Source organism: Pleionea sp. CnH1-48, assembly GCF_024124665.1.
Lineage (GTDB): Bacteria > Pseudomonadota > Gammaproteobacteria > Enterobacterales > Kangiellaceae > JAMXSB01.
Window position 1 is genome coordinate 157,061 of sequence record NZ_JAMXSB010000005.1, and the last position, 13,712, is coordinate 170,772.

Annotated in this window: 14 protein-coding genes; 10 read left to right on the top strand and 4 right to left on the bottom strand. The window is 44.0% G+C overall.

Translation table 11 applies throughout. The features are described 5' to 3' along the window. Positions 1-109: 109 nt before the first annotated feature. Entirely contained in the window at positions 110-2,188 is a 2,079-nt protein-coding gene (gene recG, locus NH399_RS09535; RefSeq protein WP_253039485.1) for an ATP-dependent DNA helicase RecG, read from the bottom strand. A 219-nt stretch (positions 2,189-2,407) separates the two neighbouring features. On the opposite strand from recG, the gene NH399_RS09540 reads away from it, so the two are divergent. Beyond that, on the top strand, positions 2,408-2,626 hold the full coding sequence (locus tag NH399_RS09540) for a DUF6316 family protein (RefSeq protein ID WP_253039487.1): 219 nt from the start codon (positions 2,408-2,410) through the stop codon (positions 2,624-2,626). On the opposite strand, the gene tcdA is transcribed toward NH399_RS09540, so the two are convergent. Beyond that, entirely contained in the window at positions 2,616-3,404 is a 789-nt protein-coding gene (gene tcdA / locus NH399_RS09545; protein ID WP_253039489.1) for a tRNA cyclic N6-threonylcarbamoyladenosine(37) synthase TcdA, read from the bottom strand. The genes NH399_RS09540 and tcdA overlap by 11 nt on opposite strands. A 65-nt stretch (positions 3,405-3,469) precedes the next feature. Between tcdA and rsuA the strand changes: the two genes are divergently transcribed. The 4 genes from rsuA to NH399_RS09565 all read left to right on the top strand — a co-directional run bounded on the left by rsuA (position 3,470) and on the right by NH399_RS09565 (position 7,899). Further along, positions 3,470-4,174, top strand: coding sequence for a 16S rRNA pseudouridine(516) synthase RsuA (rsuA, locus tag NH399_RS09550; RefSeq protein WP_253039491.1), 705 nt, complete (start codon positions 3,470-3,472; stop codon positions 4,172-4,174). Between the two features lie 8 nt (positions 4,175-4,182). After that, complete coding sequence (locus tag NH399_RS09555; protein WP_253039509.1) at positions 4,183-4,896, top strand: pseudouridine synthase; 714 nt, start codon at positions 4,183-4,185, stop codon at positions 4,894-4,896. A 108-nt stretch (positions 4,897-5,004) separates the two neighbouring features. Continuing rightward, the gene (locus tag NH399_RS09560; RefSeq protein ID WP_253039511.1) at positions 5,005-6,144 is read left to right on the top strand and encodes a PepSY domain-containing protein; all 1,140 of its coding nucleotides are present in this window, start codon (positions 5,005-5,007) and stop codon (positions 6,142-6,144) included. A 198-nt stretch (positions 6,145-6,342) separates the two neighbouring features. Beyond that, the gene (locus NH399_RS09565) at positions 6,343-7,899 is read left to right on the top strand and encodes a PKD domain-containing protein (RefSeq protein WP_253039513.1); all 1,557 of its coding nucleotides are present in this window, start codon (positions 6,343-6,345) and stop codon (positions 7,897-7,899) included. Positions 7,900-7,980: 81 nt separating this feature from the next. Here the strand turns inward: NH399_RS09565 and NH399_RS09570 are convergent, their stop codons facing one another. Next, on the bottom strand, positions 7,981-8,520 hold the full coding sequence (locus NH399_RS09570; RefSeq protein ID WP_253039515.1) for a TetR family transcriptional regulator: 540 nt from the start codon (positions 8,518-8,520) through the stop codon (positions 7,981-7,983). A gap of 346 nt (positions 8,521-8,866) precedes the next feature. Between NH399_RS09570 and NH399_RS09575 the strand changes: the two genes are divergently transcribed. Further along, positions 8,867-9,634: an SDR family NAD(P)-dependent oxidoreductase gene (locus NH399_RS09575; protein ID WP_253039517.1), complete on the top strand. Its 768-nt coding sequence runs from the start codon at positions 8,867-8,869 to the stop codon at positions 9,632-9,634. Between the two features lie 43 nt (positions 9,635-9,677). On the opposite strand, the gene NH399_RS09580 is transcribed toward NH399_RS09575, so the two are convergent. After that, a complete protein-coding gene (locus NH399_RS09580; RefSeq protein ID WP_253039519.1) occupies positions 9,678-10,358 on the bottom strand; it encodes a hypothetical protein in 681 nt (226 codons plus the stop codon). A gap of 498 nt (positions 10,359-10,856) precedes the next feature. Here NH399_RS09580 and NH399_RS25910 point away from each other — a divergent pair, with 498 nt between their 5' ends. From NH399_RS25910 to NH399_RS09595, 4 genes are all read left to right on the top strand, one after another. Continuing rightward, entirely contained in the window at positions 10,857-11,165 is a 309-nt protein-coding gene (locus NH399_RS25910; RefSeq protein WP_371876072.1) for a DUF3325 family protein, read from the top strand. Beyond that, positions 11,155-11,451 carry a hypothetical protein gene (locus tag NH399_RS09585; protein ID WP_253039521.1) on the top strand — a complete coding sequence of 99 codons (297 nt, stop codon included), beginning with the start codon at positions 11,155-11,157 and terminating at the stop codon, positions 11,449-11,451. Before NH399_RS25910 ends, NH399_RS09585 begins: the two co-directional genes overlap by 11 nt. Positions 11,452-11,459: 8 nt before the next feature. Further along, positions 11,460-13,025 (top strand): PepSY domain-containing protein, encoded by a 1,566-nt coding sequence (locus NH399_RS09590; protein ID WP_253039522.1) that lies wholly within the window; start codon positions 11,460-11,462, stop codon positions 13,023-13,025. A gap of 245 nt (positions 13,026-13,270) precedes the next feature. Further along, a complete protein-coding gene (locus NH399_RS09595; RefSeq protein ID WP_253039523.1) occupies positions 13,271-13,498 on the top strand; it encodes a hypothetical protein in 228 nt (75 codons plus the stop codon). Positions 13,499-13,712: the final 214 nt, after the last annotated feature.

The following is a 13,712-nucleotide window of genomic DNA, read 5'->3' on the forward strand; positions in this document are numbered from 1 at the left end:
TGACCCTCTGTGGGCGCGGATTTTAGCACAATTATAGAAGCTGCCTCAAAGTTGTTGAAATTATCCGCGATTTGAACTGATTTTGTTGGTTTCTTGTGCACTAAAAATCTCAAACTTGAGCGTAGTCTTCGCGCTTGCCAAGCCAGCGTAAAATAATAGCATCGGCCAGTTGGGGCTGTTGTTGAATCACCTGCCGCGCCATCTCATTCACTTTTGGCAACAGTGGGCGATCTCGTAAAATGTCCGCCACCTTAAACTGTACCAATCCTGTTTGGCGAGTCCCTAATACTTCGCCTGGTCCACGAAGTTCCAGGTCTTTTTCGGCAATTAAGAAGCCATCATTAGTCTCGCGCATCACTTCCATACGTGCTCGTCCCTGCTTGGATAAAGGCGCATGATACATCAGCACACAATGACTTTCGGCGCTGCCACGACCCACTCGTCCACGTAACTGGTGCAGTTGCGCCAACCCCAATCGCTCTGGGTTTTCAATCACCATCAAACTGGCATTAGGCACATCGACCCCCACTTCAATAACCGTGGTCGCCACCAATAGATCTATCTCTCCGGCTTTGAACTGCTCCATGATCATTTGCTTATCAAACGGCTTCATGCGTCCATGAACCAGGCCCACTCGCATATCCGATAGTGCCAACGCTAATTGTTGTGCTGTGTCTTCGGCAGCCTGACATTGCACTTCTTCGGACTCTTCGATCAAGGTACACACCCAGTAAGCCTGACGTTTTTGTTCACGACAAACATTAGCAACTCGTTGCACCACCTGATCGCGTCGATCATCCGGCAACACAACCGTCGACACAGGCTTACGACCCGGAGGCAACTCATCAATAATCGAAGACTCCAAATCAGCGTAAGCGGTCATAGCGAGTGTTCTGGGTATGGGTGTCGCTGTCATGATTAACTGATGAGGCACTTTGCCTTCTATGTTGCCTTTGTCTTTTAAGGCCATGCGCTGATCAACACCAAAGCGGTGTTGCTCATCAATAATAATTAATGCCAGTCGGTTGAACTCGACATCATTCTGAAATAACGCGTGGGTTCCAATCACCATGGCTGCGTCACCGGATGCTATGTCAGCAAGCATCTGACGTTTTTCGGCGACCTTGAGCTTGCTCACCAGAAATGCGCAAGAGATGCCCAAGGGGGCAAACCATTCAGAAAAGTTATTCCAATGTTGTTCGGCCAGTATTTCGGTGGGGGCCATCAAAGCCACCTGAAACCCTGCTTCAATCGCCTGAAGCGCGGCAAAGGCTGCCACCAGCGTTTTACCCGACCCCACATCTCCTTGAACCAGACGCAACATCGGAAACGGATTATTCAAATCCTGGCCAATTTCTTTAATTACTCGCTGTTGCGCGCCCGTCAGCGAAAATGGCAAAGAGGCGGATAACTGTTGATTTAAAGATTGAGGATCAGGCAAGGCCTGCGCAGGCTCACGAATAAGCTTTTGACGTACGCGCAGTAAACTTAAATGGTGGGCGAGTAGCTCTTCTATTGCCAGGCGTTGTTTGGCCGGATGTGAGCCCGCTTGAATCGTCTCCAGATCGACACCCACCGGTGGGCGATGCACAAACTTTAACGCATCAATGAGGCTTCCCAACTGATACTCTTCACGCAGAGCAACTGGCAAATAGTCGGTAAGCTTAGACTGCTCAAGCATTGACAGCGCTCTGTCTGTCAGTTGTCTTAACGTGGGCTGTTTAACACCTTCTGTCACCGGATAAATGGGCGTGAGTCTGTCTCCCATCTTGGCATCGGCTTCAGATTTCAGGATTTTCACTTCGGGGTGAATCATCGATAAAGCCCCGCGACCCGGACTGACATCCCCAAAGCACAGTAACTGGACTCCAGGCTGGTAACGAGATTTTTGAGCGCCAGTAAAATAGAAAAAACGCAGATCCATTTTGCCACTGCCATCACTTACCCGGCATACCAAACTGCGACGCTTACCAAAGGTAATATCACACTTCTCTACGGTCACCAGAACTTGAGCCCCCTGGCCTGGCAGCAAACTTCCAATCTTGGCAATACGAGTGCGGTCTTCGTAGCGATGGGGCAAATGGAACAGCAGATCTTGCACAGAATATATGCCCAACTTTTCGAGCTTGGCCTCGATGGCGGGTCCCACTCCCTTTAGCCGACTGACTTTTATCTGGCTAATATCCATTCAATGCATGCCTATTTTTATTAGTTTAAAAAGCTCTATGAGCGATATCTCATTACAACAAAATACTCTAAAGCAATTGGAGATAGTTCACTACAATTAACTTTAGGCGTCAATGAATACGATGCTGGTTTCGACTCACAATCGCAAAGACAAATACGCGATATATCCAAAGTATTTCGAAAGACGGCGGATATACCATAACACCCAAGGAGGAGGCTTATGCAAGTACGTTCAGGTGAAGATAAAAAAACCTGGTTTCGCTCTGACCGTTTTTTCCATACCGCAGACGGGTGGTTTTTTATTACTCGAGAGGCCAGTCAGAAAGGCCCATTCAATACTCAGAAGGAAGCTGAAAACGAACTCACTCTATATATTCGTCACATGACAGAAGACGCTCTGACGGCACCACTGCCCGCCAGAATGCCTTCTAATCACTAGCGGCTTTCTTAATCAGCTTCTCCAGCACTCTCGATACCGCAACAAAACCAAAGGTTGCGGTAACTACCGTTGCGGCTCCAAAGCCGCTGGCGCAATCCAGACGTGTCGTACCATCTTCGAAGGATTTTTGCTGGCACACAGAGCCGTCGGGTTTTGGATATACTTGCTGCTCACTTGAATGAACACATTCAACGCTATAACGACGCTTAGGATTGCGAGAAAAATTATAAAACCGACGTAATTCGCTGCGAACTTTTGCAGCCAGAGGATCTTGAGAGGTGCGATTGAGATCAGCTACTTTTATTTGTGTCGGATCTTTTTGCCCCCCTGCGCCACCAATGGTAATCACCGGAATTTTCTGTCGTTTGCAATGCGCGATGAGTGCCGCTTTAGGCTTGATGCTGTCAATGGCATCCACCACGCAGTTCATATCGGTAGAAAGATATTCAAAGAGGTTGTCTCGGGTAATAAAGTCTTCGACAACGTGGACTTTACACTCTGGATTAATCTGCAAGATACGCTCAGCCATCACTGAGACTTTCATTTTTCCTACCGTTGAATCCAGCGCATGGATCTGACGATTGATATTAGAGACACACACATCATCTAAATCAATAAGGGTAATTTCACCGATAGCGCTACGAGCCAAGGCCTCAGCAACCCAGCTCCCCACACCACCGATCCCCACCACACACACATGGGATTTTTGAAAAACATTAACCGCTTCAACACCATATAGGCGCTGAATACCGCCAAAGCGTAACGCTAAATCACTCATCACTAACAAGCAGACATTATTTTCGCTAAAATAGCTGCACATTATATCAGGAGCCGTAGCCAGTTATGAAATTTCCCGTGCGCTTAGATCGCTATATCAGCCAATCCACCGACTACTCTCGTAAAGACGTTAAGCGTCTACTGAAGTCAGGAGAAGTCACCGTGAACGGCGAAGTGGCCCTAAAAGCAGATATCAAAGTGAACGAGGGAGACGATGTTTGTTTTGGCGAAGAGCAGTTTGAAGGGCTCCACGAACGCTACTTTATGCTGCATAAACCAGAAGGTTATGTCTCAGCCAATCGAGATCGCGACCACATGACGGTAATGGATCTACTGGATGAGCCTCGTAAAGATAATCTGAGTGTGGCGGGTCGTCTTGATATTGATACCACCGGATTAGTGCTACTCACTGACGATGGCCAATGGTTGCATCAGGTTATCTCGCCCAAGCATCTATGCGAAAAAGTCTATGTGGTCGAAACCGATTGTGTGGTTACCGACAAGCAGCGCCAAAAATTGGAGCAAGGCATTTTCTTAAAAAACGAAAAGACGCGAACCGCTCCTGCGAAAGTTGAGGTCATCGAAGATTGTGTCTATCGCGTGACCATTACCGAAGGCCGTTACCATCAGGTAAAACGCATGTTTGCTGCCTTGGAGAATCATGTAGAAAAACTGCACCGAGAAAGCATTGGCGGCATTATTCTCGATCCCGACTTGCAGCCTGGGGAATATCGACCGCTGACTGATGCTGAAGTGGCTTTGATTAAATAGACAGCCTTATGACCCCTGCTATCGAAGTCATTTACCAAGATGAGCACATCATTGTGGTCAACAAACCCAGTGGCCTGCTGGTTCATCGCAGCGAAATCGATAAACGTGAAACGCGCTTTTTGATACAGGAACTGCGCGAGCAAATTGGCCAGAAGGTATATACGGTGCACCGACTGGATAAACCGACCTCGGGTGCTATGGTGTTTGGGCTGGATGAAACATCGGCTCAACACCTGGGCAAACAATTCGATGAGCACCTGCCGCAAAAATACTATCTCGCTATCGTTCGAGGCTTCACTCAGCCCAAAGGGCTTATTGATTATCCACTCAAAGACAAAGCCGTATTTCGTTCTCAAGACGACAGTACTTTGCCCACTCGAGAAGCCATCACCGAATACGAAACTCTGGCACAGACCGAAATTCCTTTTGCCGTTGATCGTTATCCACAAAGCCGTTATTCGTTACTTCGATTAAAGCCCAAAACGGGACGTCGACACCAACTGCGTCGCCATCTTAAGCATATTGCCCATCCGATCATCGGTGATACTTCTTATGGCAAAACCACGCACAACCAGTTCTTCCGTGACCAGTTTGATTGCCATCGGCTGTTATTACATGCGGAGCAGTTGACCATTCAACATCCGGTAACTGAAGATTTGATGATCTTTGAAGCTGAACTGGATGACGAATTTAATCAGGTGCGTACTCATCTAAACTTTTAGAAAGATGAATATGGGCAGTAACGCCTAACCCAAGATGCAATTGATAATACATCTCATTTAGATTATCATATCAACAACTTGATGATAATCTGTGCATCTCGCAATCCAATGAACAAAACACTTTTCAAATGGCACTCGTGGCTGGCGCTCTTTGCCTTTATTCCACTGCTCATTATCTCGGTAACAGGCAGCATCCTGGTTTTTAAAGTCGAGATTGATGAATGGCTCATGCCAGAAAAAACCGTGCTGACCGAGTCCGCTCCACAGCGAGCCTCATTGGATTTATTGACAGACAAGATCGAGCAACAAATTCCGGGCTACGCCTTAAGCACCTGGGAAATCTTTGATGATAAACATCGCTCCGATATTATTTATCTTAAAAAACTAGGCACCAGCGATTTTTACCGAGCCCAACTTAACCAATACACAGGAGAAGTCATCGCCCAACCGGTGCCATTGCACCATTACCTCACCGACTTTTTATTAAACCTGCACTACACCTTACTGCTGCAAAACACGGGTATTTTCTTCGCAGCGATCATCTCGACCATTCTTTTCTTTCTCGGTGTAAGCGGCGTTATCATCTATCGAAAATTCTGGAAGCGTTTATTTACCCTGCGCTGGAACAGCAAACGCATGGTGTATTACAGTGACCTACACAAAATGGTCGGCATCTTCGCCTCACCGGTTTTATTAATCCTTGGCTTCACCGGAACCTACTGGAATGTCTCTGTCTGGTTACATGAAATGGAAGAACATGCCGAAGGCGAGCATCCTGTAGTCACAGAAGTTCGCTTGTACAATCACAAAGATATTTCGCTGCAAGCCCTACTCGAAGATTCCGTAAAGCAAGTGGAAGGTTTAGAGCCAACTTATATTGCTCTGCCCTATGAGCCCGACCTTCCTATTTCAATTTATGGAAGGGTTCCAACAGGCAATCCTTTGTTAAGTGATTACACCAGCGGCGCTGCCTACGACAAAAAAACAGGTAAGCTGGTTAGTACCTGGGACATTCGAAACCAAGGTGTAGGAGCTAAAACCCTCGATAGTTTTCGCCGTCTGCACTTTGGTACTTTTGGCGGTTTAACGTCACGAATCATCTGGTGCATGGGCGGCTTAACGCCTCTTATTTTAAGCTTTACGGGTGTCTATCTCTGGTTTAAACGTCGCAAACAAAAAGCCATTGCCAAAGAAAAACGCCGCGCTCGACAAAACCCACCAACAGGCGAGCTGGCTCCGGCGCTCTAAGACATTCTGCATTCATTGCTACCTTACGGGTAGCAATGACATTTTTATTTAAATAAATTCAAGCCATATAAACTCTGAACACTTTTCATACAAAGCAATAAGACGCCACTCCTTTGCTGTAAATTTTTCGATTGTAATTTGACCGAATAAAAATATAATTGCATGCGATTTTTATTTGATTTATATGGAGCTTATTCAGTGGAGTTATTTAAACAAACCAAGCTTTTGATGGTAAAAAGCTTGCTGATTTTACTATTTTTATTTTCAAATCAAGCGATTGCAGAAACAAAAATGTGGCTGGAAGTGTATCCAGGTGTCATTGAGACTTATCATGACAAGCCAAGTCCACCTTCCACGTCTTTTTCATCCACTCAAATATATATCGAGCAAAACTCTTCAGATGGACGCAACTCGCTTTTATTCGCACCAGCCTCCAATCAGTCTTTTTCTGTCGGTAGCTTCCTGAACACAGGACCGCTTAACGCGGGACGAACATGGCCGACTTTAGAGATCAGTATTAATTCCAGCGCCTGCCCAATGTCAGGACATAATTTCCATATTTATGAGTTTGACGAAAGCCAACGAATAGCGGCGATTGATTTTGATTTCTATTGTGGTGGCTACAGAAGAAGCGGCGGAATTAGAATTAACTCTGACAGTGCTTTCCCTTACCCTATTACGCAAGCAGTTCCATCGGTTCGTACCGACACCATCGAAGGGCACACCGTCACGTTATACGGCGAAGACTCACACTCAAATACAGGCGCTATCGCAAACTTCTTATGGACTCAAGAAAGCGGCAAGACAGCTCAAATAGCTTCGCCAACTCTGACCAACACAGAAGTCACGCTACCCACCGATGTCGCTCTCAACGGTGAAACCTTAACGTTTGCACTCGAAGTCACATCTGACTCAGGCGATATCGATAAGAAAACGCTGGATGTTTTGGTCACCAGCAAAAGCGCACCAGCAACTTATATTGACTATACGCCGATTAACCTCGAGCAAAACATACGACTAACCGAACGCGAATATTCTTTCCAACTCGATCAATTAGAAACAGACGCTCTGTTACTGACAACAAACTATAATTTTGGCGGTGGCGGATTTGCCATTGAACTTCGAGCACCAAAGGGGCAACCCATCGCGGTTGGCACTTACGACAATGCCAAAGGCGTAGATAACGGAACTGACAGTGATCCCATCATCAATTTGGGCGCGTTAAGTGAGTTTTGTCGAAATGTTGAAGGTCGTTTTACCATTCACCGTCTGGAGCAAACTGATAAATTATTTGCAAGCGTTGAGCATAAATGCGGTTCTGATGACTTTATTTTAAAAGCAGACATATCCATTAACAGTGAACATCCAAGTGTCCCAGAAGCAAAACCTGGCAATAATATGAATGCGACGGTAGGTGATACTGTTACACTCAATGGAAGCGCTTCAACAGACTCAGATGGCTCTATCGTCGCTTATCAGTGGACCTCATCTTTATCTGCTATTCAGATTACCAATGCCGACCAGTCAACCGCATCCTTCGTAGTACCCGAAAGCATGGCTGCAAATACGCGCATCCCAATTCAGTTGATAGTAACTGATGATCTAGGTTACAAGAACCAATCAGAAATGATCGTAACAACAAAAGCCAAAGAGTCTACTCCTACCAATTCTGGTGGTGGAGGCGGAGGCGGCGCTCTATTCTGGTTACCTTTAGCCGCACTATTGTTGCTTAATAGAAAACGACAAGCCGTTTAATCGCTCGTTTTAAGAGTGTTGCAGAACTATCTCCAACACTCTTACAATTGACAGTCGATTTAAAGCTGCCGAGAGGCAGCTTTAAACCAGACTGGCATCAACGGCCAAATCAAAAATACCATTATCCTCTAGCGACTTGCTCACCATCATCGCACCTTCCAGTAGCGAAACCGTTGCGATCGCTTTTGCGCGAGCATTGGCTTTATCATCCACATTGACCACACTGTGTGCTTGTTCCAGCCAACTGATATTGCGTTCAAAAAAGCGTTTTATTTCATAACGAACATCATCGGGCAAACAATCTGACTCAGCCCCCAGCATGCCACACAGACACATCTTTTTATCGTTAACTAAAGCCGAACGAAAATGAGCGCCATATACAGCGATGGGATCTTTACCCACATTCGCCAGTTCATGAGGTTTGCCTAAGGCCAACAAAAATCGGTCCGTATACTGACGCGCTAATTCTGCTGCCAAATTCTCTTTGGTTGGAAAGTGATAATGAACGCTAGCACTTTTGATTCCCACTTCATCAGCTATGTCTCTAAAGCTGAAGTTGTTATACCCACCAGAGCGAACACGTGCTTCAGCGACCTTAAGAATCTCTTGTTTTTTTGACACGAACGCCAACTCCCACCTGAATAAAATCGAGGCCATTTAAGGCAATAATGAAGAGAGATTACCTCTAGAATTGACAAAAATCAAACCTATCGATAGATAGCTTAAATTTTATCCCTAAGATATTGTTGTATTTTTGAATCAAAATAAGTAAGCATTCACAACCAATATAGCGCATTAATTTTCTAGGTACCAGTTCTAAACACTGCGAAATGGATACAAGAATGAAGAACACAGCACCCTTACCTATCAGAAGATAGGTGTTGACATAACCAACTCTCAAGGTTAATTTAAAAAACACCTATCTACTGATAGACAAACAAATTCAATTACACCAGGAGGACTTACTATGTCTCAATCATCACTCGCTCTTATCATTGGCGGCTCATCAGGTATGGGAAAAGAAACAGCAGAACGACTGCTAAAGCAAGGAAGCCAGGTGCTTATCCTAGCTCACAATTCAGAGAGTCTGGCTGCAGCAAAAGCTGACTTACTCGACAAAACAGGAAAAGAAGTAGAAACCGTTAACGTGGATTTATACGATGCTGATCAGGTGGCCAGTTTTGTCGATCAAATAGAAAACGAAAAACGTCATATCAACTATCTGGTCAATGCCGCAGGTTTCTTTAAGCCAGTAAGCTTTTTGGAACACAGTCACTCTGATTATGATCAACAAATGGATATCAACAAAGCCTTTTTCTTCATCACTCAGGCCGTTGCCAAAAACATGAAACGTCATCAAGGAGGTTCCATCGTCAATATCGGTTCCATGTGGGCACACCAAGCGGTAAAAGCCACTCCCTCTTCTGCTTATTCAATGCAAAAAGCAGGTCTGCACTCTCTCACTCAACATCTGGCTATGGAACTTGCGGACTATAATATTCGCGTCAATGCTGTCGCCCCGGCAGTCGTGCTTTCAACGATTTATAAATCGTTTATTCCACAACAAGACATCGAATCTTCACTGCAAGGGTTTAATGATTTTCATCCGATTGGCCGTATCGGTACCACCGAAGATATTGCCAACTCAATTGAGTTTTTATTGTCTGATAAAGCCAGCTGGATAACGGGAACTATTCTGGATGTGGATGGTGGTGTAATGGCAGGAAGAAATTAATTGTTGATGAGCGCATTACCCAAAGGCAATGCGCTCAAATAACTTAAGCCATAGTGACTCTGCGACGATATAACCATCCAACTGCAGCAGAGAGAAACAGCAATAAACCAGCTGGCTCAGAAACCGATAACGTATCAGTAAAATCAACCATACCGTTAATGTTATATCTAAACTGATCGTTAAAAATACTTTCATTCCAGGTGAAACCGTTTAGCAAGTTATAAGTCACCGAGAATGCAACCAACTCACCCACGTCAGCCGCATAATAATTAAATCGAGGCTCACCATACCAGGTAGCGTCATTAGAATCGATTTGAGCATAGCCACTAATAGTTGCTGTTGTTGATCCCAACTCAGCTTGAAGGATTAATTGATCCACCGTCGTTAAGACACCTTGTGCAGAATGTTGTCCGCTGTCGTAATCGGTATTTTGAAATAGAACACTACCGACATTCATATCCAGTACGTAGTTAATAATGTTGTCTTCAATAAAAATACTCTCAACATCTGCATATTGAGTAGGATGCCAACCAGCGCCAGATGACCATGAACTGCCATCGTCCAACATATAATCATCAGCTTGCCCCAATACCATTAGAGTACGATTATGTTGTCCATAGGTTTGACTATAACCGCCAAAACTTCCCGTCGACATTTGATTAATAACAGCAGCAGAACTCGATAAAGATCCAACCAGCAATAAAACTCCAGCTAAAAATTTCATGTACATCTCCTTGATGTATTTATTTTCAATATAAAATGGATTTAGTAATAACGATGTCTAACCTCTCAAAATGACCACAGGATAAATAGAGTGGTTATTTACCAATAACTATTTCGTGCGAAGTATCGACAAGATAAATTCCTTCTATCTCAGTGCTCTTTCCTTGAACCCCGCCATTATATACCGTTTTTCACAACCTGTGCTAAATCCCTTGGTATCTCTCACAAAGAGATAAGCGAAGCGGCGTATTATACTGACTGCATAATGCTTGTTAATGGAGCATTTTGGGCATGAATTTACCTACCATCGATGCATAGATTGTGTCAGCACTCAAACTTGACGGAAACAGAGTTAATGATATTGGCTTTCCACAGAACGAAACACAAACAAGAATCAATACCATTATCATTTACTTATATCTGACTTCGCTATAGAATTCCCAATAATTAATCTGCCAACCAATACCCTAAGGATCTTCCAGTGACCTTTGCTCTGCTAATGTCCTATTTAGCGGTTTTGAGTGTTTATTTAGCGTCTCCCATTCGATTTTCGTCGCTTTTCGCCAAAGCCCACTACCCAACTCACTTACAAAAGCCAATCTCGGCAGCAGCCTGGATACTGGTAATCCTATCTAGCTGGCCTTGGGCCCAAGTAGCCAATAGCTGGGAAATTGGCATCGCAATGTGGTTAGTTAGCCTCACGCTGTTTGGGATTCTTATTATTTTTTGCATTACCAAATTTCCGACTTTCGTCAAACTGGTATCGCTCCCCTTTGTACTTCTGGGAGGAATCAGTCTTGTCTTCTAAAACTCAAAAACAACAACCATTAGGAGGCTGGGGCAAAATAACAGCAGCCATTTTCGGTGCGCTACTTTTCTCCATTGCTTGCGGATTATTACTTTCTATTTTTTTGCCCATGCCTGTTAACAATCGTTTGGCAATCGGCGGCATTGCGGTTGCCCCCATTTGGGTAGTTGCTGCCATTTACACTTTAATGGCACGCAATGGCTTAAGAGCCTGGGGCATTAATTTAGCACTCACTGTTCTGTTATTTATTCCAATCCTTATTAACTTATCTGGCCAAGCTCAGTAGGTATTCACATGCAACAAAGAACCTTAAAAATTCTCTACAACGCACACTCCTGGATGGGTGTCGTCACTGGCTTGATTTTATTTGTCGTCTGCTTTACAGGAACCGTTGCTCTGTTTCATTATGAACTCGCTACCTGGGAAAATCCGGGTTACCGAATCAACGAAACCGAAGCCAAAGAAAAAGCATTACCAGTGCAACAGATCATTGATCGTGCAACTCAGGAACATGGGTTTGTTTATGACGAGTTTTTTATCACTTTACCTGGTCGTTTTGGTGTCCCAGTTACCTTCTATCACTTTAATGAAGAGACTCACGAATTAACTAAGATGGCAGTTGATCCAACCACAGGAGAAAAACTGCAATCTGCAAACTCGAACATTGTTGAGTTTCAAACACACATGCATACCGACTTAAATTTACCAGAGCCCTGGGGACGTTATTTAGTTGGTCTATTCGGTATTATTTTGTTGTTTTCGATTGTGACAGGTGTACTCAGCCATCGAAAATATTTTAAAGAGTTTTTTAAATTTCGCCCTAACCGTAGCTGGCGTTTACTACTAACAGATACCCACAAAGTGATGGGCGCATGGGGAATCTTATTTCATACCATGATTGCTTTTACGGGTGCAGTCATAGGATTAGTTGGCCTTTTCTTATTAGTTATGGCGTATGCTGCTTATGGCGGTGATAGAGAAGCTGCCATTGAAGGTTTTGTTGGCCCTCATATCGAAGAGTCAGGCGTTGCTGCACCTATGTATAATGTTGATCAACTGGTAACAAAAGCTGAACAACATTGGCAAGGTTTTCGCGTGGAGTTTGTCTCTTACCATGGCTTTGGTGATGAGAATGCTCGCGTAACTTTAGGTGGCAGTATGGAAGAACAGCTAGCGTCGGTTCAGCAACTTACGTTTGATGGTGTGTCAGGTGCCATGACGTTTGAATCGGACTTTATGGACATGGGCGCAGGCGCTCGAATCTATGGCGCATCTTTTGCACTTCACTATGCACTCTATGGTGGCTTTATGTTGAAACTACTCTATATGGTGCTAGGTGCATCCGTTGCGCTGATGACAGTGACAGGTATGATGATCTGGCTTGAGAAACGCCATAGTGAAGATAAACGTTACCGAAAACTATCCAGCGCCACTTGCGGTATTTGTATGGGTCTTGTTGTTGCAACGGCAACGTTATTTGTTTCGAACCAACTGATCAGCCGTTCTATTGCTGACAAACCTTTTTATGAAGAGCTTATTTATTTTATAAGTTGGCTGCTCTGCATTTTTTGGGCCTTTTATCGTGGTAATAATTACCAGGCAACCAAAGAGTTACTGCTTGTATCAGGAGCACTTCTATTGGCAGCTCCAATCCTGAATGCAATAAATACAGGGGATCATATTTTAGCGAGCTTGCAAAAAGGATATTACACAGTCGCTGGCACAGATATCTTGTTGATAACTTTTGCAATTACTTGTTGGCTTGTGGCTAAAAGATTGCCTCATAGTCGTCCAGAAAGTGAACATAAATCGAAAGCAAAAGTCTCTATCATTCAAGAACCTGTTTCAGCGACTTCTTAATCACTTCAATATAGGTGGTGCTCGATAGTTCTCTCGGGCTCCATCTCGTTATGCAACAAAAACTTAATATGAAAGCTCAATAAATTAGCGCTAAAAATCTCGATCGCGCTATAAATCAAAGACTTAATAGATTACTTTTTAGAATTTAGCATGTCACTTTTATGACAATTATATGTCACGGTTGATTCGAACAAAAACCGCTGATACATTGATGCCGCGATCCAATTCCTCTTGAGGATATTTCAATGAATACTCAGTCTTCTCATGATGTAAAAAATACATTTGAAGCTTTTGGTAACTATCTAGCGGAAACAAGCGAACAATGTAAAGCGAACGGTGAACAAGCCGTGTACGAGTTCTTAATGCGTAAGCTGGATATGAGTGAACAAGAGGTTAAAACTCTAACTTCTGAGCAACTTGATATTTTGTTGTGGCAAGAATTAAAAAATTGGAAAACGTCACTAACGCAATAATACTTTTTTGCGGTTAAGCTTTTTTCTTAACTTAAATAATTAATCTCAAAAGTTAAGAATTTTTATTCTTTAAAAGTAGTGATTACAAAAAAGGCGCAATCAAATGATTGCGCCTTTTTTAGTTCTATACCCGTCGTCTTTCAAACTGTAGCGGTGTTGGCCGCGCGCACTCCCCCCAATCACTTAGTCGATCTAAGCTCAGGGGATTCGCTTG

Bases quoted from the DNA above. Each gene is read 5' to 3' on its own strand.
- recG (WP_253039485.1), bottom strand. From the start codon at position 2,188: ATGGATATTAGCCAGATAAAAGTCAGTCGGCTAAAGGGAGTGGGACCC.
- NH399_RS09540 (WP_253039487.1), top strand. From the start codon at position 2,408: ATGCAAGTACGTTCAGGTGAAGATAAAAAAACCTGGTTTCGCTCTGAC.
- tcdA (WP_253039489.1), bottom strand. From the start codon at position 3,404: ATGAGTGATTTAGCGTTACGCTTTGGCGGTATTCAGCGCCTATATGGT.
- rsuA (WP_253039491.1), top strand. From the start codon at position 3,470: ATGAAATTTCCCGTGCGCTTAGATCGCTATATCAGCCAATCCACCGAC.
- NH399_RS09555 (WP_253039509.1), top strand. From the start codon at position 4,183: ATGACCCCTGCTATCGAAGTCATTTACCAAGATGAGCACATCATTGTG.
- NH399_RS09560 (WP_253039511.1), top strand. From the start codon at position 5,005: ATGAACAAAACACTTTTCAAATGGCACTCGTGGCTGGCGCTCTTTGCC.
- NH399_RS09575 (WP_253039517.1), top strand. From the start codon at position 8,867: ATGTCTCAATCATCACTCGCTCTTATCATTGGCGGCTCATCAGGTATG.
- NH399_RS09580 (WP_253039519.1), bottom strand. From the start codon at position 10,358: ATGAAATTTTTAGCTGGAGTTTTATTGCTGGTTGGATCTTTATCGAGT.
- NH399_RS25910 (WP_371876072.1), top strand. From the start codon at position 10,857: ATGTCCTATTTAGCGGTTTTGAGTGTTTATTTAGCGTCTCCCATTCGA.
- NH399_RS09590 (WP_253039522.1), top strand. From the start codon at position 11,460: ATGCAACAAAGAACCTTAAAAATTCTCTACAACGCACACTCCTGGATG.
- NH399_RS09595 (WP_253039523.1), top strand. From the start codon at position 13,271: ATGAATACTCAGTCTTCTCATGATGTAAAAAATACATTTGAAGCTTTT.